Below are 22,158 nucleotides of genomic sequence, written 5' to 3' on the forward strand. Positions count from 1 at the left end.
CCACACAGATTGCTTGATTCAAATTGTTAAAGAGCGTCACGCTTATCGCGTTGAGGAGGCGCATATTACGCTCCTCACTTCGAAAGTCAAGCGCTTGTTTTCGCTTTTCTTTCGGCGCCCACTTCACGAGGAAGCTGGCTCATCAGTCCGGCGTGTTCTGCCGTGCTGGTAGGGGCGCATTATAGGGAGCTAGGCCGCGATGACAAGGGCTTTTTCACCACAATCGTTCGTTCGCTCAGTTCTACAGCAAACCGGTCTTTTTTCGCCCATAACCGTATCGATTTCGGTATTCCCTGGATTTAAATTGAACATTTGAAAAGCCACTTTATAATTGGCTTTTCAAATGTTCAATTAAGGTTGCTGCCATGCACCAAATCCTCGATAGCCATAAGGAAGAACAGATAGTCCCGCTGTTCCGCCTGGGGTTTCGCCCCTTCTTCCTGCTCGGGGCACTGTTTTCCTGCCTGGCCATGCTGGGCTGGCTGGGACAGCTCAATGGCTGGCTGCGCCTGCCGGGGATAGCCAATCCTATCTGGTGGCACGGCCATGAGATGCTGTTCGGCTTCTGCGCCGCCATAGTGGTGGGCTTTCTACTGACCGCCGTACAAAACTGGACGGCCCATCCCGGCGTGCGGAGCTGGCCATTGGCACTAGTGGTGGGTCTGTGGGCCCTGCCAAGGTGCTTGTTGCCCTGGCTGGGGGAAGGGAGCCACATACTGATGACGCTGGATCTGGTCTGGCTGCCACTCTGCGCCTGGTTCCTCGCCCGACCCATCATGGTCACCCGACAATGGCGCAACCTTTTCTTCGTCCCCTTGCTGCTGGTTCTGACCCTGCTCAATGGTGCCAGCTGGTTATGGCGTGATGACGGGGCCATGCTCGAGCACCTGCTGATCACGACGGTACTGCTGTTCAGCACCCTGATTGCGGTCATGGGCGGGCGGGTCATCCCCTTCTTCACCGCCAGGGGAACGGGCAAGGAGAAAGCGGCCCCCCTGCCATGGCTGGAGCGCGGGGCGCTCGCAGCGCTGTGGCTGATCATGCTGCTCTGGTTGCTGCTGCCCACCCCATGGACCACCAGCCTCTATATGCTGCCTCTATATATAGTGTCGGCACTCCTTCATCTGTGGCGACAACTGCGCTGGCGGCCGCTGACGACGCTCACCCATCCCCTGCTGTGGTCGCTGCATCTTGCCTACCTGTTTATTCCCCTGGGTCTGCTTGCCCTGGCGGCTCAGGCCGCGGGTTGGCCCATTACCCTGTCGCTGGCCAGCCATCTGTTCAGTGCCGGCAGCATGGGCGCCATGATCCTGGGGATGATAGCGCGGGTCTCCCTCGGCCATAGCGGCAGAGCCTTGCAGGCGGGACGCAGGATCACCCTGGCTTTCGTTCTGATCATCCTGGCCGCAGTGATGCGCACGCTGATCCCGCAATTCTGGCCCGCCTTCACCCTCGACGGCTGGAACCTGAGTGGCTGGAGCTGGATAGCGGCTTATGGCCTGTTTGTCTGGGTTTATACCCCCATCCTGACTCGCCCCAGGGCCGACGGACGACCAGGTTAATTCTCAAGGACGGGGCGCGGGATAGTGGATCAGGTTGTGGAAGACCACGGGCGCTACCCCGCCATTGCGATAACCATGGGGCCGATCGGCGGCAAAGCGGACCGCCTCCCCCTGTTTGAGTGAATGCCAGCCCCCGTCTATCAACACCTCCATGGTGCCGCTGATGACGATGACATGCTCGGTCACGCCCGGCTCGTGAGGCTCGGACTCCCGCACATATCCCGGCAACAGGGTGAGCTCGAACAGTTCGAAGCCAAAGCGGCCTTCATAAGGAAACAGCGGCGCCACCTGCATGCCCTCGCCTGCCGGCTGCTGGCGAATGGCATCGGCGACGCGATACAAGGTTTCATTCTGCACGGCCGGGGCCGGCTCGATAAAGCTGGAGAAGGAGGCCCGGAACCCGGTGGCAATCTTCCACAGGGTGGCCACCGTCGGGCTGGACTCTCCCCGCTCGATCTGCCCCAGCATGGCCTTGCTCACCCCCGTCTCTCGGGCGGCCGCATCCAGGCTCCAGCCCCGCTCGGTGCGCAGCCCCTTCAAGTGCTGAGCCAGGTGTTGACCCATCTCTTGCATATCTCCCCCCCCTGAATTTTCCATGACTGACTTGTGCGTCATAACGCACGCGCTTATAGTCAAAAGTACATTGTACGTAATAACGCACAAGCTGCCAGCATCCAACAAGGAAGTCATCATGCCCTTTGCCCTACCCCACCTGGTCGCAGGTCTGATCGCCGTCATGGTCGGCTATACCAGCTCGGTCGTGCTGATCATTCAGGCCGCGACCGCCGCCGGGGCCGACGCGGCCCAAGTCTCCTCCTGGCTATGGACGCTGGGGATTGGCATGGGAGTGAGCTGCATCGGCCTCTCCCTTTATTATCGCATCCCGGTGCTGACCGCCTGGTCGACCCCGGGCGCCGCCCTGCTCATCACCAGCCTGGGCAACTTCAGCCTGTCGGAGGCCATAGGTGCCTTCATGATCTCCTCGTTGCTGATCACCCTGTGCGGTATCAGCGGCTGGTTCGATCGGCTGATGCGCCACATTCCCGCCCCCCTGGCCGCCGCCATGCTGGCCGGGGTGCTGCTCCGCTTCGGGCTGGATCTGTTCAAGGTGGCCCCGCAGGATCCCCTGCTGCTGGGCACCTTGCTGTTGGCCTTCCTGATCGGTCGCCACCTCTGGCCCCGCTATACCATGGTGCTGGTACTGAGCGCGGGGATGCTGCTCTGCACCCTGAGAGGGGAGCTGCAACTGAGCGCCGTCAGCTGGCAACTCTCCAGCCCGGTCTGGACCTGGCCCGAGTTTTCCTCGGACGCCCTGCTGGGCATAGCCCTGCCGCTGTTCCTGGTCACCATGACGTCACAGAACATGCCGGGCATCACCATTCTGCGCGCCCATGGCTATCAGCCGGCGACCTCGTCCCTGATCGGCTGGACCGGCCTGACCGGCCTGTTGCTGGCCCCGTTCGGCGGCTATGCCTTCAACCTGGCCGCCATCACCGCCGCCATCTGCATGGGCAAGGAGGTAGATCCCGACGCCAGTCGCCGCTGGCCAGCCGCGGTCTGGGCCGGTGGCTTCTACCTGCTGACCGGCTGCTTCGGTGCGACCGTGGTCGCCCTGTTCGGCGCCTTCCCCGCCGAGCTGGTGACCTGTGTGGCGGGTCTGGCCCTGCTCGGCACCATAGGCAGCAGCCTGCACGGGGCACTGCAACAGGATGAGGAGCGGGAGGCGGCACTGTTGACCTTCATCATCACCGCCTCCGGGATCAGCCTGCTTGGGGTGGGCTCCGCCTGCTGGGGGCTGCTGGTCGGCATAGGATTGCATCTCGTCAACCGGCGCCGCGCCTGACCTGACCATCTGGGGAGACTCCAGTGAGACGCCGCACATAATTCAGCAAAGAGGGTTCACAGTTGAAACCTATTGCCGTCTAGTGCGCTTGAGGCGCCGATCCTTCCCCGATGCGCGCCTCTGTCAGACTCAATACTGGAGAACAAGAATGAGGAATCAGGCTGTCATTGTATTACTGGCCTTGCTGGGCACCACGGCTCAGGCCGCCGATCAGGATCGGGAGCTGGCACGCCAGCTCGCGTTGCAACAGAAGAACCTGCAGCCCCTGCTCGGCAACCCGCAGTATCAGAGCCCGCTGCCCAAGTTGTTGCAAAAGGCCAGCCCCAGGCTGAAGCGGCAGGCCACCGATGCCGATCAGGCCGCCATCCGCAGGCAGGGGCTGGAGGGCGAGGTCACGCAGCTGATGCAGCTGAGGCTGGCCAACCCCGAGCAGGCTGTCGCACTGAAGCAAGGTGTCGAGCCGCTCATCGCCTATGTTCCCAGCGGCGATGAGCAGAGCTGGAGCGCCATCGAGGCCTTCGACACGGCCGGCAATCCTGTCTACCTCGATGTGAATCAGCCACCGGCACGCCCGGTACTGGTGGTGGAGGCCGACCCCGTCAAGGCCAAGAATGCCGGTCTGAGGGTGATGCGCAAGGCGCTGGCCGAGGCTGAGCTGCAGGCCGCGCCGCGCACCGCCGACAGCACGGCACCTCTCAAGACCAGCATCCTGAAGAAGATCCGGCTGCAGGACGATCAGGAGCCCTGGCTGCTCGGCGCCGCCGAGGTGTATGCCGTGGTGGCCGGGGTCAATCCCAGCCGGGATGAGCCCGTGGTGGACATAGTCGACCTGCCCTATCTCGACTATGACAACACCGACTACAGCCCCAACCAGATACTGGTGTACTGGGATCGCTATCGCTGGGGCGCCGTCGATCTCGTCATGATGGAGCAGGATGACAACGTCAACTACAAGGAGCTCAGCGCCCTGCTGATCGAGGCGCTCAAGCTAGGCTTCACCGCCGGTGGCGTGCCGGAGGCCCTGCCCTTCCTCGATCTCGGCGGTCGCATCATCAAGGCGCTGCCCGACTCCTGGATGACCAACAACGACGACTACCTGGATACCTTCTACACCCTGGAGCAGGATCAGAGCTATCACCAGTACCCCGGTGCGGCCGGCAATGCCGTCATCACGCTGGAACCAAAAGAGATCCAGCCAACCCGGCCCTGACAAGCCAGCCAAAACAAAAAGCCAATGAGGTGACTCATTGGCTTTTTTTGTCCTGTTCCTTCTGCTCGGGATCAGGCCTGGCCCTTCGGTCTGACCCCCAGGGTGTGGCAGATGGCATAGGTCAGCTCGGAGCGATTCAGGGTATAGAAGTGGAAATCCTTCACTCCTTCCTGGCTCAGCACCCGCACCTGATCGATGGCAATGCTGGCGCCTACCATGTTGCGCGTCATCTGATCGTTCTCCAGCCCCTCGAAGCGCTGGTGCATCCAACCCGGGATCTTCACGTTGGTGAAGCCGGCAAACTTGGTGAGCGTCTGGAAATTGGAGACCGGCAGTATCCCCGGCACAATTTCCGTATCGATGCCGATGGCGGCGCAGCGATCCCGGAAACGCAGGTAGGTCTCCACATCGAAGAAGAACTGGGTGATGGCCCGATCAGCCCCCGCATCTATCTTGCGCTTCAGGCTCAGCAGATCGGACTGCGCACTCCTGGCCTCGGGGTGACCCTCCGGGTAGGCGGCCACCGAGATATCGAAATCGGCCTCGGACTTGAGCAGGGCGACCAGATCGGTGGCATACATGTCGGGCTTGTCGATACCCGGCGGCAAGTCACCGCGCAGGGCGACTATATGACGAATGCCGCTGTTCCAGTAGTCACGGGCGATGGTCTTCAGCTCGTCGCGGCTGGCATCGATGCAGGTCAGGTGCGGCGCGGCGATGAGGCCGGTGCGCTCCTTGATGTCCTTGATCACCTTGTGGGTGCGATCCCGGGTGCCCGAGTTGGCGCCATAGGTCACGGAGACAAACTTGGGTTCCAGCACCTGCAGCCGCTCGATGGACTGCCAGAGGGTGTTTTCCATCCCTTCGCTGTTGGGCGGGAAAAACTCGAAGCTGACCGATATGTCGCCACCCAGATCAGCCAGACTCTGGTTGAGTGCCTCTACCTGACGCGCGCTGTGAAATCCCATCTGTTATCTCCCTGTCCTACAACCGATTCCTGTACGTCAAAACGGATGTTTGGACGTCTAAACGTCTTGCTATCTTTATGAGAAAACGGATCAAAGTCAACACCGATTTACCACCAGAGCGGGATCAGCGGCTTTTTTATTTGGCGATTCAATTTAACTAACCCTGTCCCCCCATCCCAAAATGGCCCCAGTCGCGCTATGATGCGGGCGGATCGTCCTGGACGTTCTGAATCTGCGTGTGATTGTTTGGCCGGGCTTTCCCGGCCTTTTTTTTAACTTCCTCCCCTGCCTGCCGATAATCAATTGAGTCACTTGCAGGAACCCCATCATGGAAGATCATCCCGGCTTTGCCACCGATTTGCTGTTCGATCGCTATCAGGGCGAGGTGGTGGACCATGAGCAGTTCTGGGCCGTACGAACCCCGACCGCCCCGGATTACTATTTCGGCAACTACCTGTTGCTCCCCACCCCGCCCAGCGATCGTGACAAGGGCTGGCTCGAGGCCAGCTTCGACAAGCTGATCGGCAGTGACCCCAGAGTGCGCCACCGCACCTTCCAGTGGCCACTTGCCCCGGGCCAGAACAGCCGGGTCGCCGGCTTCGTGGCGGCGGGTTATCAATATATGGAATGCGTGGTGCTGGCACTGGATGCCACCAGCTGGCAGCAGACGGCCCCACCCCCCGCGACGACCCATGCCCGCCCCTTCACGGCGGCCGACTGGGATGATTGGCTGGTGCTGGAGTGCGATGAGCGGGATCCGAGCCACGAGGAGGAGCGCTACCTGCCCTATCTGCAGTCACGCCGCAGCCTGTATCAGGCCATGATCGCCGATGGGCTGGGGCAGTGGTGGGGGATCTGGCAGGGGGAGCAGCTGGTCGCCAGTTGCGGCCTGTTCTTCACCGGGACCATGGGACGCTTTCAGCTGGTGCGCACCCACCATGACTGGCGCAACCGGGGGCTCTGCCGCCAGCTGCTGAGCCAGGTCGCCCGCCAGGGCCTGACCTGCGCCGAGCGCCTCATCATAGTGGCCGACGAGCACTACCATGCCCAGCGCGTCTACCGCTCGCTGGGATTCGTGCCCGTGGCCCGCATCGGCAGCCTCTGTCGCTGGCACTCGACGGCCGTCGACCGCCCGCAGCAATGAAAACGGGAGGCTGATGCCTCCCGTTGTCGATGCTTCCTTTTATTGTGCGCTTTATTGTGTGGGCGTCGCCAGCTCGCTGGCGAGCGCCTCTTCGACCCCGGCTGCCGGTAGCGGGGTCGCCGCCGCAGGCGTGCTCATCGAGGGTGCGAGGGAAGCCGATGCGCCTGACACCGAGGCCGAGGGTGCGAGGGAGGCCGATGCACCCGACGCTGTGGCCGAGGGTGCCGCCGGCACCTCACACTGGCAATCCGCTGCCTTGGCCTTGCCCTGATGGGGGCCATACCAGCCCTTCAACCCCTGCTCCAGCTGCTGCGCCGCGGCCTGTGGCGCCAGCTTGCCCTGCAACACCGCCTGACTCACCTCGGCCAGTTCGTCCCCCAGCTTGGGGGTGCCACGGGAGAGGATCTGGGTCGCCACCCGGATGGAGGAGTCGCACTGATCGCGCCACTCCATCATCTCCTTCGCCGCCGGATTGGTCACCTCGAAGAAGTGGTTGGAGAGGGAGAAGAAACCGGGCAACGAGTTGGTATAGAGCTCGGCAAACTGAGGGGTGGTCAGCCATTGCAGGAAGGCCATGCCCGCCTCCTTGTTCTTGCTGGCCGGGTTCAGCCCCATCCCGATGTCGGTGTGATCGGTGAAGAAGCAGCCGTCCCCCTGCTTGGCCACGGGGGGGCGCATGACGCCGAAATCGACCTTGCCGGTGAAGGGGGCTATCTCCCAGGAGCCCGCCGCATAGAAGGCCGCCTTGCCGGAGGTGAAGAGCGCGTTGGTGCTGGCGTAGTCACGGCTCTCGCCGCCCTCCCCCAGATAGGCGCGCCAGCGGGCCAGCTCGTCGAATGCCCGCACGTATTGCGGGTTGTCGAGCCGCTCCTGGCCGCCCAGCAGCGCCAGCCGGCCATCCTCCCCCTTCCAGTAGTTGGGCCCTATGTTCTGGAAGCCCAGCTCGGACGCCACCCAGCTCTCGGATCCGCTCACGGCCAGCGGCACATAGCGCCCGTCCGCCTTCACCTTGTCCAGCACGGCGAAGAAGTCGTCGCGGGTCTGCGGCACTGAGAGACCCAGGTCGCTGAATATCTTCTTGTTATAGAAAAAGCCGTGAATGACGGAGGCCATGGGCACGCAGAAGGTCTGAGCGCCGGTATCCGTCTGCCAGGGCGACTGCGCGAAACTGGGGAAGTTCTCCATCCCGGCCATCTCGCTCAACTCCACCAGATGACCCGCCTTGAACAGGGCGAGGGAGTCGTCGAACGGGCGGCAGGTGATGAGATCCCCCGCCTTGCCATCTTTCAGGCTGGCCCAGAGGGTCGGCATGTAGTCGACGTTCTGCACCCCGTTGAACCTCACCTGGATGCCCGGATGGGCCGCCTCGAAGGCGGGAATGATCTTCTGTTCCCACAGGGCCTTGTCATCGATCCGCCAGCTCTCGATAACCAACTCACTGGCCATCAGCTGGCCGCATAACAGGAGACTCAGGGCCCCAATCCACTTGTTAGACATAAGCCCTCCTAGACCTTGAAATGTGCGATCAATTGCTGCTGCTTGGCGACCAGTTCCGCCAGCACTTCACTGCTGCCGGCCGACTCCCGCGCCTCCCGCTCGGTCTCGTAGGCCACATCGGCGATCCCGGCGATATGACGGGCCACCCCCTGGCTGACCGAGATCTGCTCCTGGGCCGCGTGGGCCACCTGATCCGCCATCGACTTGATGGCGCTCATCCGCTCGGCGATGGACTGCAGCGCCAGATCCATGGCGCGGGTCTGCTCCACGCAGCCGAGCGTCTGCTCCTGGCTGCGCCCCATCACCTCCACCACCTGCCGACTCGAACTCTGCAGGTTCTCGATCATGGCCTGGATCTCCTCGGTCGAGGTCTGGGTCCGGTTGGCCAGTGCCCGCACCTCGTCCGCCACCACCGCGAAGCCACGGCCGGCATCGCCGGCCCGGGCCGCCTCGATGGCGGCGTTGAGTGCCAGCAGGTTGGTCTGCTCGGCGATGCTGCGGATCACATCCAGGATGCTGCCGATGTTGTTGCTGAATTCCCCCAGCTTGTGGGTGATGCCGACCGCCTCCTCCATGGCGCCCGCCAGCTGCTCGGTGATCTGGCGGGTGGCCGCGACCTGCCGACGACCGGCACGGGCCTCCTCGTCGGCCAGATCCACCTCCCGCTTGGTGCCATCGGTGGAGCGGGCCACCTCGGTGGCACTCACCTCCAGCTCGGTGATGGCGGCGGCGACCTGGTCGGTCTGGCTCTTCTGATCCTGCACCCTGGCCATGGCCCGCTCGCTGATCTCGGCGGCGCGGCTCGCCTCGCCCACCAGGTGGCGGGAGCCGGCGTTGATCTGGGAGAGCAGCTCTCCGGTCTTGCCCGCCAGGGTATTGATGGAGCGGACCAGGCTGCCGAACTCGCAGCGGCTCTGGTAGTCGATACGCCTGGTCATGTCACCGGCCGCCATGCGGCCCAGCTCCCGATCGATCAGCTGCAGCGGACGCTGGATACTGCGCGCCGTGGTGTAGCCAATGAGCAGCGCGGCGGCGGCCGAGACGGTCGCCACTATCAGGATCCAGAGGCTGGCACTGCTGACCGCATCATCCGCGGTGAGACGGCTCTGGCTGGCGATGACGCCGGCCGACTGACCCATCTCGTCGAGCAGAGCCAGGCTGTTGGCCAGGCTGGCATCGAGCCGCAGGTTCAGCTCCTGCTGCGACGCGGCCAGTTGCTGGGCGTGACGCATGGTGGCCAGCAGCCCCTGCGGGCCGAGCGCCAGCTCCTGCATCCGATCCAGGTTGGCGACGAAGCGCTGCTTTACGTCGTCGGGCACCAGCACCCGCTCGAGCCGCTTGCGGGCCATCTCTATGTCCTTGCTGAGCACCTTCTCCAGCTCGTTGAGATCCGTGCCGGCATCGGCCCGGCGGATATTCTTCAGATCCCGCGCTATGCCGGAGGTGATGAGCTCGGCCTTGTTACGCATGGAGCGCTTGCCGGACGCCTGTTGCAGCAACAGGTCGGCGGCCCACTGATAGGTATCTTCCAACCGGATGAAGGCGATCTCCAGCTGGCGGCGCCGATCGAGGGCCTCGACCCATTGCACATGCTGGGTCAGCACCTGGTCCGCCAGGCCGTAGAAGGTCTTGGTGGCATCATCGACCTGCCGGAAGCGCTCGTTCGCCTCGGTCACGAACTTGCCCATCCCCTGGCTCAGTTGCACGAAGTGCGCCTGCTGCGCCTTGAACTGGCTGGCCAGCTGCGGCAGTTGGGCCGCATCCTCGCTGCTGCGGTAGACCAGCACCCAGCGGCTGCTGTCCTGCAGCGCACCCTTGAGCCCCGCCACGGTAATCACCAGGGGGGTGGCCCGATCCGAGACCTGCGACAGCCCCTCGTTGATACCCCGGATCTTCAGGGTACTGATGAGGCCAAGCAGGATAAGAAGCAGCAACATCAACACAAATCCGGCGATGATCCGCTGCACGATAGACAAACCCATAGAGACATCCTCACTCGTTGGGAAAAATGGCGTGAATGCAGAGACTATCGGCAGGGTCGTTCAATAGGAGAGTGCTATCTGGCGCGATGATGGGCTAGATCAACGTTATGGCCCAGTCGCAGGCAGAAAAGGGCCCGAACAGAGCCGGGCCAAAGAGAAGTGCTTAGCTGTCATGGCCTTGAGACGGCCAACCCGCGTCCTATCAGAAACGATAGCCGACGCCAAACATGAAGGCGACTGGATCGATGGAGGTGTTGATGGTCCCCACCGCGGTGTGCACATCGGTGTCGATATCGATGAGCCAGGCGGAGGCGTTGACGAACCAGCGATCGTTGATCGCCATGTCCAGACCCACCTGACCCGCCAGACCCCAGGAGGAGTCGACGCTCACATCCGTGCCCGCCAGGGCACCGCGTCCCTCTTCATCGAAGAAGGTGGTGTAGTTGATGCCGGCACCGACGTAAGGACGCACCTTGCTGTTGGCATCCCCGAAGTAATATTGCGCCATCAGGGTCGGTGGCAGGTGCTTGACCTTGGCAACCTCACCCAGCCCTGGGGTCGAGACCGAGTGGGAGAAGGGGGTGGCGGCCAGCAACTCGACGCCCCAGTTGTCCGTGATCATGTAGGAGAGGGTCAGCCCCAGTTGCATGTTGCTGTCGATATCCAGCTCGCCCGTACCCAGAACATCGTCACTGCTGGTCTGAGGGGAGACGAAGGCCAGACCACCACGAACCAGAATATCACCGGCCTGATGGGCCATGGCGGCAGGGGAAGCGAGGGCGGCTGCGATCAGCAGCGGCAGGATCTTTTTCATCACGTATTTCCTTTTTTGTTTTCTTTCTATGTTGTAAGCCCGAAAACTATAAAAGGATGTGAATGATCAGTTATTGATTTAGCTCAATAGTTGCCAAGAAATAGATGGATGTACATAACAGCTTTCATTGCTCATCAAATCATCAACAAATTAAAATAAGGCTATTAATTACAATAGATTAACGTGAGATATAACTGAGTCTTGCTCACTTAAATATAATTTAAATACACCTTTGCAGCCGCTCATTCCCGTCTTGACCGTTGTTTACCTATCCTGAAAGGCGTATTTTATTAAGGTGATGTAACACGTCTGTAAGCGATATTTTATGAAAGAGCAAACCACCAGAGACAAAGTATTAGGCATCCTGGCAGCCATCTGGGGCATAGGCTCCTTCCTGTTCATCTTGCTGGGATTTGTTATCGCGCTGGCGTGGCTGGTCCTGATGCACTAGTGTCCTCCGCCGGGCCGGACGTCCGATAATTCAGCACCCCACCGGCGACGATCTGCTCGGGCGACGACGCCCACCACTCGCGAGGCAACTCGCCGTCGAACCCCTGCCAACGATCACGCCCCTCCTGCTTGGCACGATAGAGCGCGATGTCCGCCAGCTTGAAGCTCAGCTCCCAGAACGACTCCTCCAGCTCCCGGTGCAAGGGGTAGTCGCAATAACCCAGCGAGACCGTCATGTGCAGCGGCGCCGTCTCCGGGCCGAACGGATAGGCGGCGATCTCGCGGTGCAGGCTGGCGAGGCGGGCCTGCCCATCCTGGCGGGAGAGCAGCAACAGAAACTCCTCCCCACCCAGCCGGATCAGCGGCTCCCCCTCCCTCAGCGAGTGGCGCAGCAGCGCGGCCAGCTGGCGCAGCACCAGATCCCCCATGTCGTGACCGAAGTGATCGTTGACCCGCTTGAAGTGATCCAGATCCAGCAGCACCGCCAGCCTGGGCTCGGCCAGCTCGTAGCGGGCCAGCAACCACTCCTCCAAATAACGGCGATTGAAAGCCCGGGTCAGGGGATCCGTGTAAGCGGCCATCTCCAGCCGGGAGGAGTGCGCCTGCATGGCGCTGTGCTGCAGGCTGATCTTGGCCGCCATCTCCCTGAATTTGCGGCTGAGCAGGGCCATCTCCCGGCTGCTGTCGAAGATGGGCAGGCGGCTCACATCCGGCTGCTCGCTGAAATGCTGCAGGGCGGTCACCAACTCGTTGACGGGTTCCAGCACTATGGTGCGCAGCCGCTGCCGGGCGATGAGGATGCAACACAGGCTGATCAGCAGCATGCCGAACAGCATCCAGAGGGTGCCCTCCAGCGCGCCCCGCAGCACGTCCCGCTCCTCCTCCACGATCAGCGTCAGCACGGGGTTGCCCGCGCTGTCGAGCAACACCCCCTCTCCCCGTACCCAGCGCAGGCCGAGATCCACCAGCCGATAGCGCACCCGGTTGCCGAGCGTGTCGAACCCCGCCATCTCTCTGGCCGACACCGGCGGCGCGAAGCGAAGGGGGATGGCGACGCGCTCGGCCAGCTTGGCCATGTAGCGTCGATCCAACCAGCGCAGCGCCAGCAAGAAGCCGTTGGGTTGGTGCAGCCCCGCACTGTCGGTCACCGGCTGCAACGAGAAGATGAGCGGCCCCCACTGGGAGCCCAGCACCCCGCTCAGGGCACCCATCTTCCCCTGGCGCGACTCAGCCAGCAGGCGCAACGTCAGCTCATCCAGAAAACGGGGTAGCAGCGTCGTATCCACCCCCTCGGTGTCCGGCAGCATGGTGCGGGTCCAGACCTCCTCCCCCTGCAGATCCAGATAGCTCAGCAGGTTGAGCTCGAAATCCCGCATCGGGGTGTCGACCAGCAGATTGGAGTTGATGTAGCCCCGGTTGGGCTTGGCGATGAAGGTTCGGGTCTCGTCCCAGATGCCCCAGTCCCGGGTGAAGGCGTTGATCGCATCGATGTCCCCCTGCACCGCCCTGCACACCCGTTGCAGATGCTCCCTCATCCTCTGCTCCTCGAGCCGCTCCACCGCCGGTATCTGCGACAGGGCGATCACGATCAGCAACATCAGCACCGCCCCCACCCAGACGGGTAACATGGAGTAGGCCAGCAGATGATCGATGGGACGGGGCTTGTGGGTCATAGACGCCGGGATCCTGATGACAGCAAACAAGGACGGGGACGAGATCAAGTATGGGGCATAGCCCCGGGATGGAGCCGCTCCGCCAGCCCATAAAAAACAAGGGGCCCTGGGCCCCTTGTTGCATGACTGAGACGCTTATTTTACCAACAAGGGCGCCAAAAAGCGCGCCGTATGGGAATCTTTGCAGCGGCTCATCTCCTCGGGCGTGCCGGTCACCAGGATGCGGCCACCGCCGGCGCCCCCCTCGGGACCGAGATCGACGATCCAGTCGGCGGTCTTGATGACGTCCAGGTTGTGCTCGATGATGACGATGGTGTTGCCCCTATCCCGCAGCTGGTGCAGCACCTTGAGCAGTTGCTGGATGTCGTGGAAGTGCAGCCCGGTGGTCGGCTCGTCCAGGATGTAGAGAGTCTGGCCGGTGTCGCGCTTGGAGAGCTCCCGCGCCAGCTTGACCCGCTGCGCCTCGCCGCCGGAGAGGGTGGTGGCCGACTGGCCGAGCCGGATGTAGGAGAGGCCCACATCCATCAGGGTTTGCAGCTTACGCGCCACCGCCGGCACAGGATCGAAGAACTCGCGGGCATCCTCCACCGTCATGTCGAGGATCTCGTGGATGTTCTTGCCCTTGTACTTCACCTCCAGGGTCTCGCGGTTGTAGCGCTTGCCCTTGCAGACGTCGCAGGGCACATAGACATCCGGCAGGAAGTGCATCTCCACCTTGATGACCCCATCTCCCTGGCAGGCCTCGCAGCGCCCCCCCTTGACGTTGAAGGAGAAGCGGCCCGGCAGGTAGCCGCGCGAACGCGCCTCCTGGGTGCCGGAGAGCAGCTCGCGGATCGGGGTGAACAGGCCGGTGTAGGTCGCCGGGTTGGATCTCGGGGTGCGGCCTATGGGGCTCTGATCGATGTCCACCACCTTGTCCAGATGCTCCAGCCCTTCCACTTCGCGGTAGGGCGCCGGGGTCGATTCGGTGGCCTTGTTCAGCTCCCGGTGGGCGATGCGGAACAGGGTGTCATTGATCAGGGTCGACTTGCCGGAGCCGGAGACCCCGGTGACGCAGGTCATCACCCCTATGGGCAGATCCAGGTTGACGTTGCGCAGGTTGTTGCCGCTCGCCCCTTTCAGCTTCAACCACTTGCCGGTGAGCGGGGTGCGCTCGGCGGGAATGGCGATCTGCTTGCGTCCGGAGAGGTAATCCCCCGTCAACGAGGCGGGGTTGGCGATGATCTCCTCCGGCGTGCCCTGCGCGACGATTGAGCCGCCATGGACGCCGGCCCCGGGGCCTATGTCCAGCACATGATCGGCGAGGCGAATGGCGTCCTCGTCGTGCTCCACCACTATCACGGTGTTGCCGAGGTCGCGCAGGTGAGTGAGGGTCTTGAGCAAGCGCTCGTTGTCCCGCTGGTGCAGGCCAATGCTGGGTTCATCCAGCACATACATGACCCCCACCAGGCCGGCGCCGATCTGGCTGGCCAGCCGGATGCGCTGCGCCTCGCCACCGGACAGGGTCTCGGCGCTGCGAGACAGGCTGAGGTAGTTGAGGCCGACGTTGACCAGGAAGCCGAGCCGCTCGACGATCTCTTTCAGGATCTTCTCGGCGATCTGGGCACGCTGGCCGGTCAGCTCGATCCCGGCGAAGAACGCCAGCGCGTCGCCGATGGATTGCTCGGCGATGGCGGGCAGGTTGCGGTTATCCACGAACACATGGCGCGCCTCCTCCCTCAGCCGGCTGCCGCCACAGCTGGTACAGGACTTGTTGGCAATGTACTTGGAGAGCTCTTCCCGCACCGAGTTGGATTCTGTCTCCCGGTAGCGCCGCTCCATGTTGTGCAAGATCCCCTCGAACGGGTGCTTGCGCACCACCACGTCGCCGCGATCGTTCATGTAGCGGAACTCGATCTCGGTGCGACCCGAGCCACGCAAGATCACCTCCTGGGTCTTGACCGGCAGATCTTCCCAGGGGCTCTCCAGATCGAACTTGTAGTGCTCGGCGAGGGATTTCAGCATCTGGAAGTAATAGAAGCTGCGCTTGTCCCAACCGCGGATGGCGCCGCTCGCCAGGCTCTGGCTCGGGTCGTGGATCAGCTTGGCGGGATCGAAATACTGCTGCACCCCGAGGCCGTCACAGGTCGGACAGGCACCGGCCGGGTTGTTGAAGGAGAAGATGCGCGGCTCCAGCTCCGACATGGAGTAGCCGCACTCCGGGCAGGCGAAGTTGGCGGAGAAGGTCATGGGAACCACCCCCTCCTCCCCGTCCATGGGGGCCACCAGCACTATGCCGCCGGAGAGGGTCAGCGCCGTCTCGAAGGATTCGGCGAGGCGCAGCGCCAGATCGGCGCGCACCTTGAAGCGGTCCACCACCACTTCGATGGTGTGCTTCTTGTGCAGCTCCAGCGGGGGAGGATCGGAGAGATCGCACACCTCGCCATCGATGCGGGCGCGGATATAGCCCTGCGCCGCCAGATTCTCCAGCAGCTTGCTGTGCTCACCCTTGCGATCCCGTACCACGGGTGCCAGCAGCATCAGCTTGCTGCCCTCGGGCTGAGCCAGCACCTGATCCACCATCTGGCTGATGGTCTGGGCGGCGAGCGGGATGGCGTGGGTCGGGCAGCGGGGTTCGCCTACCCGCGCAAACAGCAGGCGCAGGTAGTCGTAGATTTCGGTGATGGTGCCCACGGTCGAGCGCGGGTTGTGGGAGGTGGACTTCTGCTCGATGGAGATGGCCGGTGACAGCCCCTCTATATGATCAACATCCGGCTTCTCCATCAGGGAGAGGAACTGACGGGCATAGGCGGAGAGTGACTCCACGTAGCGGCGCTGTCCCTCGGCATAGAGCGTATCGAACGCCAGCGAGGACTTGCCGGAACCGGACAGACCGGTGACCACGATCAACTTGTCGCGGGGCAGGGTCAGATTGATGTTCTTGAGATTGTGGGTGCGGGCACCCCGAATCACGATTTTTTCCATCTTCTTGCACGCTCGATACACAAATCAGAGCGAACCAGTATGGCACAGTGACTACTGGATGAATAGACAGCCTTTTATCACCCCGGCCCCGCCCTTCAGAGAAATTCCTTGGCCCAGCTCACCGCCTGCAAGCGGTTCTTGACGTTCAACTTCTTGAACACGTTATAGAGGTGGGACTTGATGGTGTGTTCGCTCACAAACAGGCTGTCGGCGATCTCGGTATTGGAGGCTCCTGTCATCAGGTGACGGACTATCTCCTGTTCACGGGCCGTCAGCAGCGTCTGGTTGCGCAGCGGCTGGCCGCTGCCCTTGCGGTAGTAATCCACCAGATCACAGAGCAGGTGGCGCGGGATCCAATACTCCCCCTGCAGCACCTTGCCGATGCCGATCACCAGCCGATCCAGGCTGTCCTGGCGGAAGAAGAGTCCACTGGTGTGCGGCCACATCAGCAACAGCTCCCGGTCCGTACTGGTGGGGGCATTGAGCAACACGGTGCTGGCCCCACCGAATCGACTGCAAAGCGTCTGGCTCCAGTCTGCCTGCTGAGTCGACTTGAGGTAATCCAGATCGATCAGGAACAGGGGCTGGCTGTCGGTGTCTACCGGTTCCGGCAGGGCATCCAGCTCTCCAACCAGCAGGATGGCCAGGCCCAGCTGCTCGCCGAGGTGACGCTGAAAACTGATGGCTTGTGCGTTATGTTCGGTGATCAGCACTAAGGGGTATTCGGGCGTCATCAAGAAGACTTCCTTGCACATTCGGATCTGGGCTTTTCGACGGGAGAGAGTACCAATCCCCCCTCCTGACTGAAGTATTAAAAAAGTATTAGGCGCTACTGTGATTCCTTTGAAGCTTGCCAATTTCTCAATCAATACAAATGACTAGCATACCCTCCCCATTTGGGGGGTCTACTAGTACCTGCCGGCACAGGCATGGCCCTCCCGGGTGGATACCGCTCTCACGGGTAGCGCCGCTTGCTGGCAACCCCGCACCTCGGGTAAGTTAATGAAGGATCCGACGGCGGGATTGACACCCGCCGGGCAGGAAGATGTGCCCTCATGCCCGCCAACTCTGTTACTATTGCGGGCAAACGCTGGGACGAGCGGCTGGTGATTTATTCGGCCAGATCGGGCGCAGCCATGAGATGAGTGAAGATCCCCCATCCAGTGGGGCGCATCTCACCGAACACGAACGAAATGTTGAATTGGTCCGGGCATTTGGCCCGGCCGGTATATAAAGGGTGGAAGAGAGATTATGGCCAGTCGAGGCATCAATAAAGTCATTCTGATCGGTAACCTGGGGCAAGACCCGGAAGTGCGCTACATGCCGAGTGGCGGTGCCGTGACCAACATCACCCTGGCCACCTCCGAATCCTGGCGCGACAAGCAGACCGGTGAGCAGAAAGAGCGCACTGAATGGCACCGTGTGGTGTTCATGGGCAAGCTGGCCGAAGTCGCTGGCGAGTACCTGAAAAAAGGCTCCCAGGTCTATGTCGAAGGCAAACTGCAGACTCGCAAGTGGCAGGATCAGGGTGGTCAGGAACGTTACACCACCGAAATCCTGGTCGACAGCTTCAGCGGCGTGATGCAGATGCTGGGTGGCCGTCCGCAAGGCGGCGCCGGTCAGAGCATGGGTGGCCAACAATCCCAGGGCAACTGGGGTCAGCCGCAACAGGCCGCTCCCCAGCAGAACATGCCGCGCCCCGCGGCCGCACCGCAGCAAAATATGCAGCAGCAAGGCGGTTACAGCCGTCCGCAGCAGCAACCCCAGTCTGCCCCGCCGGTTTACAACGAACCGCCGATGGATTTCGACGACGACATTCCATTCTAGGCTCGCGTGACTGACTACCAGGCCCTGACTGTTCAGGGCCTTTTTTTGCCTGCTTCTGACGCAGCCATCGTCCCCATCACCCCGTTACCGGGACTGGCGAACAGGTTGGGTCTCTCCCATTGGGAGTTGTGGGTATCATCAGACCGAGTCATCCGCCTGAGAACAAGCATGGGCTTCCTTAACCGCCTGCTGCGCTTCACCCTGCTGCTGCATATGGGCACCCTGGCCGCCGAGCCACTGCGGGTGGGCGTCAATTTCGCCATTCCGCCTTACGTGATCAAGCACCAGGGCCGCGGCATCGAGCTGGATCTGCTGACACAGGCCTTTGCCGGCAGTGGCTACGAGCCCCGGTTCATCTACCTGCCGCTGGAGCGCACCTTCCGCATGCTGGAAGAGGGCAAGCTGGATGCCATCATCAACGTGAAGCCCGGCATGCTGAAGCACGCCTATCTGTCGCAGCCGGTGATCACCTTCCACAACAGGGTCTTTATCCTGGACGATAGGGTCATCCACTCGATCGCGGATCTGAAGGGGTTGCGTGTCAGCGCCTTCCAGCGGGCACGGCAGATCCTGGGGGAGGATTTCGCCAGCATGGTCGCTCAGAATCCTCGCTATGAAGAGGTGGCCAGGCAGCAGAGCCAGGTACAGATGCTGCTGTTGGGGCGCACTGATGCCGTGATCCTGGAGCAGAGGGTGTTCTACTACTATCTGGCGCAGCAACGCGAGAGTGAATCGGACAGCGGGCGCCATGCCCCCGTTCGGGTCAGGCAACATACCCTGTTCGCCCCCACCCACTATCACTTTGCCTTTCGTCGAGCCACCCAGCAGCAGTGGTTCGATCGCCAGCTCGCGCGCATGAGAGAGGATGGGCGCTATGAACGGATCTTGGCGAGCTATGAGGCCGAAAACATAAAAGCCAGCCCATGATGGGCTGGCTTGATACTGGCTCCAGAGGAACAACAGTGTAGCGGAGCGTTACTTCAACACGCTGCCATTTTTCAGGTCGGCTTTCTGCCGTTTGGCATCGCGCTTCTCTTTCAGTGACATCTGCGGTTTTTTCTTGGCATCTTTGCCGTGATGCTGTTCTTTGTTACTCATCATCAGACTCCAAAAATGTTACCCAGACAGGTTGGAACCGGGGCTCCAGCGTGTCAGCCGAATCATAGATCACAGTACGCTAACAGTGACGATCGGGGATCGCACTGGTACCAGCATACCCCCAACCTCAGGCCAGGATCCAGCCTCACACAATAACGGCAGATCGCCGACCAGGCACGCTCACCGCCAGCACCTCCGAAATGGCACGCCACGGCCCCCACAGCGCAGTACATACAGCCAATCCGGGCCAGGACATCTCCCGGCGCTATGACCTGCCAGTCTGTTGAAAGAGCGGTGACGGGACCCAGTCGCCCCATTCCTCCCTTACCCCATGATTGATCGGGTTCAGAGCAGCTCCAGCCGCCCTGCTCGGGTCCGGGCAATGGGTTCCATCAGCAACAAGCCGCCGGAAACTGTCCATAAAAGGGTGAGAACATGGTGGGAAATGGCCCTCAATCTGCCCTTTTGGTGGCAAGGCGACGATAGCATAAGAGATGTACCGTCAGAGTGTGCTAGGGTGTGCTATCCCCTGCCGCAGGAGCGCGCCATGAAAAAACTGGAAATGAAAGACCTCACCGAGGCCGAGAAGGCCGAGATCACCCTGCTGCTGCAGAAAGCCCAGGCCAATGCCGATCACACCCTGACCAATGGGGAGCGCAACAAGATCCGTGAGGAAGGGCGGCTGCTGATCGCCGCGGAGCGCGCCAAGGTCGCCAAGGTCGCCTCAGCGCTGGCGCGGGAGAAAGCCAAGGAACGAGCCAAGAACCAGGTGTTGCCCGATACCTTCAGCTGGATTGACTCCGTCAGCAACAAGTTCCGCAGCAAGCGCTAATCTCTTCTATATTCATGCATTCATGCCCGGACGCATCCCCTGCGTGCGGGCATGAACATTATATCGCCATGCCTCCCTAACCTGAATCAACCTCTATCACGTTGTTAAACAACGATATTTCTAATCAATGAAACCCAAACGCCAGCGTCACTGGGTAATTAATATCAAGATAAAGATTGCCACATCAGGGTGAGCGTGTTCTAATCAACCTCGATGGTTCGGTAGTTCAGACCTGATTATGTTAGGCAGTCATTTTAAAGCAGTGATTTGTTTAGAGTTGTCCCAGATAGCTCTTATCAAATAATTTCCTTCTTTAGTGCTCCCCATACGTATTGCTGACGAAAAATCATGGATTGCCACAACCGTGGCGTTTCAATATCACTATTAAGGAAATTATTATGTCTAACAAAATGACTGGTACCGTTAAGTTCTTCAACGCAGAAAAAGGTTTTGGCTTCATCTCCCCGGCTGACGGTGGCAAAGACGTGTTCGTACACTTCTCCGCTATCCAGTCCACCAGCTTCAAAACCCTGGACGAAGGTCAGCGCGTTGAGTTCACCATCGAGCAAGGCCAGAAAGGCCCGGCTGCTGCCAACGTAGTTGGTCTGTAATTCAAGCCAGGAAGCCTTCCCGTTAATCGGAAAGACCTTCTGCAAGAATTGAAAAAACCCGCTTCGGCGGGTTTTTTGTTGCCTGATTTTCGGCCAGTTCTGTCTATTCCTCCCCCACATTCACACCGGTCACAGGCTCACAGCCCCCGTCATTCCTCGCACCACAGCCCTGCGTGCTCCCCACTCACTCGATCTTTTCCCCATGCACAATGTCATCAGCCTCGCGTAATCTCGGATACGAAGAGGGCGCCAACCCGGGCGCCCTCTTGTCAGATCGGATGAAGGTATAGGCCCTCACAGCGGCAGGCTGATCCTCGCCTCCAGTCCGCCTTCGGCACGGTTATGCAGGCTGAGCTCCCCACCGTGCTGGTGTACCAGAGTACGGGCGATGGCAAGCCCCAGCCCCACGCTGCCGGATTCCGTGTTACGAGCCTCATCAAGCCGCACGAAGGGTTTGAACACATCCTCCAGCCGGCTCGGATCTATACCAGGTCCCCGATCGCAGACCCGAATAAACAACTCCCCCTCGCCTCGCTCCAGCGACACCTCGGCGCTGCCCGCGTACTTGATGGCGTTGCCGATGAGATTTTGCAGCACCCGACGCAGGGTGTTGGCTCGGCAGGCATAGACCTGCTTGCCCTCGGCCAGGCAGGTGACCGGCTGGCCGGTGTCGGCATAGTCGTCACACAGGCTCTCCAGCAGGCTGACCAGATCCAGCTCCCGGGTCGCCTCCTGCTGCCCCTCCTCACGGGCGAAGCTCAGGGTCGCCGCCAGCATCTGCTCCATCTGTTGCAGGGTCTGCTGGATGCGCTCCTTGTCCTCCCCCTCCGCCAGAAACTCGGTGCGCAGGCGCAGGCTGGTGATGGGGGTGCGCAGATCGTGGGAGATGGCAGCCAGCATCCGGGTCCTGTCCTGTACGAAGCGATCGAGCCGGGTGTGCATGCGGTTGAATGCCTGAATGGATTCGCGGATCTCGGTCGGCCCCTCCTCCCGCAGCGGCTCGATATCCTCGCCGCGCCCCAGCCTGTCCGCGTTGGCGGCCAGTTGCTTGAGCGGTTGGGTGGCGCGGCGGAACAGCCAGATCATCAGGCCGATCACCAGGCTCGCTACCAGGATCAGGTTGAGAGTGGTCTGCCAGGACCAGCTGACGGACTCCTTGTCCACCAGAGAGCTGAACTGCAACCAGCCACCATTGGGCAGCTGGATGGAACCATAGAGCCGCATGTCCTGGGGTGGCGGCATGCCGTTGCGATCCTTCATCATGCGATTGTGGTGCCGCCAGGCCTGGCTGCGCTGGAACTCCTGCTTCAGCTCGGCGCTGATCTCTACCGCCAATTGCGGCGGATAATCCAGCTTGGCCCGCACCAGCTTCTCGAAGCGGGGGCTGCGATTGTCAGGCTGCAGCGGTTCGTCGGCGAGGCGCAGCAGCAGGGTCTCGCTGCGGCTCGCCTTGAGGATCTCGTGATAGAGCGAGGGGGGCGAGAGGGTCAGCAGCCGCACCACAGAGACGATGCGCTGCATGGCATTGCGGCTGTTGACGTAACCGAGCGCCTCCTCTCTGTCGGAGCGGTAGATCTGGATGCTGAGCAGCTGGATCAGCACCAGCCCCGCCAGGGCAACCAGCACTATCTGGCCGGTGAGCCCCTTCGGCAGCAGCCTGGTGCAGAGTCGCTTGATCATAGC

18 protein-coding genes are annotated in these 22,158 nt (G+C 61.5%); 8 read left to right on the forward strand and 10 right to left on the reverse strand.

The window, feature by feature from the left end:
- The first annotated feature begins 365 nt into the window (after positions 1-365).
- A complete protein-coding gene (locus KW821_RS20380) occupies positions 366-1,562 on the forward strand; it encodes an NnrS family protein (RefSeq protein WP_218292699.1) in 1,197 nt (398 codons plus the stop codon).
- Between the two features lie 3 nt (positions 1,563-1,565).
- On the opposite strand, the gene KW821_RS20385 is transcribed toward KW821_RS20380, so the two are convergent.
- Positions 1,566-2,135 (reverse strand): helix-turn-helix domain-containing protein, encoded by a 570-nt coding sequence (locus KW821_RS20385; RefSeq protein WP_218292700.1) that lies wholly within the window; start codon positions 2,133-2,135, stop codon positions 1,566-1,568.
- A gap of 118 nt (positions 2,136-2,253) precedes the next feature.
- Here KW821_RS20385 and KW821_RS20390 point away from each other — a divergent pair, with 118 nt between their 5' ends.
- Positions 2,254-3,405: a benzoate/H(+) symporter BenE family transporter gene (locus tag KW821_RS20390; protein WP_218292701.1), complete on the forward strand. Its 1,152-nt coding sequence runs from the start codon at positions 2,254-2,256 to the stop codon at positions 3,403-3,405.
- Positions 3,406-3,553: 148 nt separating this feature from the next.
- Positions 3,554-4,615 (forward strand): DUF3103 family protein, encoded by a 1,062-nt coding sequence (locus KW821_RS20395; protein ID WP_218292702.1) that lies wholly within the window; start codon positions 3,554-3,556, stop codon positions 4,613-4,615.
- Between the two features lie 71 nt (positions 4,616-4,686).
- Here the strand turns inward: KW821_RS20395 and metF are convergent, their stop codons facing one another.
- Positions 4,687-5,583 (reverse strand): methylenetetrahydrofolate reductase, encoded by an 897-nt coding sequence (metF, locus tag KW821_RS20400; RefSeq protein WP_042653383.1) that lies wholly within the window; start codon positions 5,581-5,583, stop codon positions 4,687-4,689.
- 328 nt (positions 5,584-5,911) lie between these two features.
- Here metF and KW821_RS20405 point away from each other — a divergent pair, with 328 nt between their 5' ends.
- Complete coding sequence (locus KW821_RS20405) at positions 5,912-6,727, forward strand: GNAT family N-acetyltransferase (protein ID WP_218292703.1); 816 nt, start codon at positions 5,912-5,914, stop codon at positions 6,725-6,727.
- Positions 6,728-6,778: 51 nt separating this feature from the next.
- Here the strand turns inward: KW821_RS20405 and KW821_RS20410 are convergent, their stop codons facing one another.
- The 6 genes from KW821_RS20410 to KW821_RS20435 all read right to left on the reverse strand — a co-directional run bounded on the left by KW821_RS20410 (position 6,779) and on the right by KW821_RS20435 (position 16,841).
- Positions 6,779-8,224 (reverse strand): ABC transporter substrate-binding protein, encoded by a 1,446-nt coding sequence (locus tag KW821_RS20410; RefSeq protein ID WP_218292704.1) that lies wholly within the window; start codon positions 8,222-8,224, stop codon positions 6,779-6,781.
- 8 nt (positions 8,225-8,232) lie between these two features.
- Entirely contained in the window at positions 8,233-10,206 is a 1,974-nt protein-coding gene (locus tag KW821_RS20415) for a methyl-accepting chemotaxis protein (protein WP_218292705.1), read from the reverse strand.
- 202 nt (positions 10,207-10,408) lie between these two features.
- Complete coding sequence (locus KW821_RS20420; protein ID WP_042653387.1) at positions 10,409-11,020, reverse strand: OmpW family outer membrane protein; 612 nt, start codon at positions 11,018-11,020, stop codon at positions 10,409-10,411.
- Between the two features lie 416 nt (positions 11,021-11,436).
- Positions 11,437-13,143, reverse strand: coding sequence for a diguanylate cyclase (locus tag KW821_RS20425; protein ID WP_218292706.1), 1,707 nt, complete (start codon positions 13,141-13,143; stop codon positions 11,437-11,439).
- 135 nt (positions 13,144-13,278) lie between these two features.
- Entirely contained in the window at positions 13,279-16,107 is a 2,829-nt protein-coding gene (uvrA, locus tag KW821_RS20430) for an excinuclease ABC subunit UvrA (protein ID WP_218292707.1), read from the reverse strand.
- Positions 16,108-16,202: 95 nt separating this feature from the next.
- On the reverse strand, positions 16,203-16,841 hold the full coding sequence (locus KW821_RS20435) for a LuxR C-terminal-related transcriptional regulator (protein ID WP_218292741.1): 639 nt from the start codon (positions 16,839-16,841) through the stop codon (positions 16,203-16,205).
- Between the two features lie 517 nt (positions 16,842-17,358).
- On the opposite strand from KW821_RS20435, the gene KW821_RS20440 reads away from it, so the two are divergent.
- Both KW821_RS20440 and KW821_RS20445 read left to right on the forward strand, forming a co-directional pair.
- Positions 17,359-17,934: a single-stranded DNA-binding protein gene (locus KW821_RS20440; RefSeq protein ID WP_218292708.1), complete on the forward strand. Its 576-nt coding sequence runs from the start codon at positions 17,359-17,361 to the stop codon at positions 17,932-17,934.
- A gap of 168 nt (positions 17,935-18,102) precedes the next feature.
- Complete coding sequence (locus KW821_RS20445) at positions 18,103-18,861, forward strand: ABC transporter substrate-binding protein (RefSeq protein ID WP_218292709.1); 759 nt, start codon at positions 18,103-18,105, stop codon at positions 18,859-18,861.
- A gap of 48 nt (positions 18,862-18,909) precedes the next feature.
- Here KW821_RS20445 and KW821_RS21775 read toward each other — a convergent pair whose 3' ends face one another.
- Complete coding sequence (locus KW821_RS21775; RefSeq protein ID WP_126623417.1) at positions 18,910-19,032, reverse strand: hypothetical protein; 123 nt, start codon at positions 19,030-19,032, stop codon at positions 18,910-18,912.
- Between the two features lie 547 nt (positions 19,033-19,579).
- Between KW821_RS21775 and yjbD the strand changes: the two genes are divergently transcribed.
- Entirely contained in the window at positions 19,580-19,864 is a 285-nt protein-coding gene (gene yjbD, locus KW821_RS20450) for a DUF3811 domain-containing protein (RefSeq protein WP_042653393.1), read from the forward strand.
- Between the two features lie 398 nt (positions 19,865-20,262).
- Positions 20,263-20,475 (forward strand): RNA chaperone/antiterminator CspA, encoded by a 213-nt coding sequence (cspA, locus tag KW821_RS20455; protein ID WP_025328559.1) that lies wholly within the window; start codon positions 20,263-20,265, stop codon positions 20,473-20,475.
- Positions 20,476-20,769: 294 nt separating this feature from the next.
- On the opposite strand, the gene KW821_RS20460 is transcribed toward cspA, so the two are convergent.
- The gene (locus KW821_RS20460; protein ID WP_218292742.1) at positions 20,770-22,155 is read right to left on the reverse strand and encodes an ATP-binding protein; all 1,386 of its coding nucleotides are present in this window, start codon (positions 22,153-22,155) and stop codon (positions 20,770-20,772) included.
- Between the last annotated feature and the right edge of the window lie 3 nt (positions 22,156-22,158).

Source organism: Aeromonas sp. sif2416, from assembly GCF_019218665.1.
Taxonomy (GTDB): Bacteria; Pseudomonadota; Gammaproteobacteria; order Enterobacterales; family Aeromonadaceae; genus Aeromonas; species Aeromonas encheleia.

Excerpts from the sequence above, each read along its gene's own strand:
- KW821_RS20380 (WP_218292699.1), top strand. The coding sequence starts at position 366 with ATGCACCAAATCCTCGATAGCCATAAGGAAGAACAGATAGTCCCGCTG.
- KW821_RS20385 (WP_218292700.1), bottom strand. The coding sequence starts at position 2,135 with ATGCAAGAGATGGGTCAACACCTGGCTCAGCACTTGAAGGGGCTGCGC.
- KW821_RS20390 (WP_218292701.1), top strand. The coding sequence starts at position 2,254 with ATGCCCTTTGCCCTACCCCACCTGGTCGCAGGTCTGATCGCCGTCATG.
- KW821_RS20395 (WP_218292702.1), top strand. The coding sequence starts at position 3,554 with ATGAGGAATCAGGCTGTCATTGTATTACTGGCCTTGCTGGGCACCACG.
- metF (WP_042653383.1), bottom strand. The coding sequence starts at position 5,583 with ATGGGATTTCACAGCGCGCGTCAGGTAGAGGCACTCAACCAGAGTCTG.
- KW821_RS20405 (WP_218292703.1), top strand. The coding sequence starts at position 5,912 with ATGGAAGATCATCCCGGCTTTGCCACCGATTTGCTGTTCGATCGCTAT.
- KW821_RS20410 (WP_218292704.1), bottom strand. The coding sequence starts at position 8,224 with ATGTCTAACAAGTGGATTGGGGCCCTGAGTCTCCTGTTATGCGGCCAG.
- KW821_RS20415 (WP_218292705.1), bottom strand. The coding sequence starts at position 10,206 with ATGGGTTTGTCTATCGTGCAGCGGATCATCGCCGGATTTGTGTTGATG.
- KW821_RS20420 (WP_042653387.1), bottom strand. The coding sequence starts at position 11,020 with ATGAAAAAGATCCTGCCGCTGCTGATCGCAGCCGCCCTCGCTTCCCCT.
- KW821_RS20425 (WP_218292706.1), bottom strand. The coding sequence starts at position 13,143 with ATGACCCACAAGCCCCGTCCCATCGATCATCTGCTGGCCTACTCCATG.
- uvrA (WP_218292707.1), bottom strand. The coding sequence starts at position 16,107 with ATGGAAAAAATCGTGATTCGGGGTGCCCGCACCCACAATCTCAAGAAC.
- KW821_RS20435 (WP_218292741.1), bottom strand. The coding sequence starts at position 16,841 with ATGACGCCCGAATACCCCTTAGTGCTGATCACCGAACATAACGCACAA.
- KW821_RS20440 (WP_218292708.1), top strand. The coding sequence starts at position 17,359 with ATGGCCAGTCGAGGCATCAATAAAGTCATTCTGATCGGTAACCTGGGG.
- KW821_RS20445 (WP_218292709.1), top strand. The coding sequence starts at position 18,103 with ATGGGCTTCCTTAACCGCCTGCTGCGCTTCACCCTGCTGCTGCATATG.
- KW821_RS21775 (WP_126623417.1), bottom strand. The coding sequence starts at position 19,032 with ATGAGTAACAAAGAACAGCATCACGGCAAAGATGCCAAGAAAAAACCG.
- yjbD (WP_042653393.1), top strand. The coding sequence starts at position 19,580 with ATGAAAAAACTGGAAATGAAAGACCTCACCGAGGCCGAGAAGGCCGAG.
- cspA (WP_025328559.1), top strand. The coding sequence starts at position 20,263 with ATGTCTAACAAAATGACTGGTACCGTTAAGTTCTTCAACGCAGAAAAA.
- KW821_RS20460 (WP_218292742.1), bottom strand. The coding sequence starts at position 22,155 with ATGATCAAGCGACTCTGCACCAGGCTGCTGCCGAAGGGGCTCACCGGC.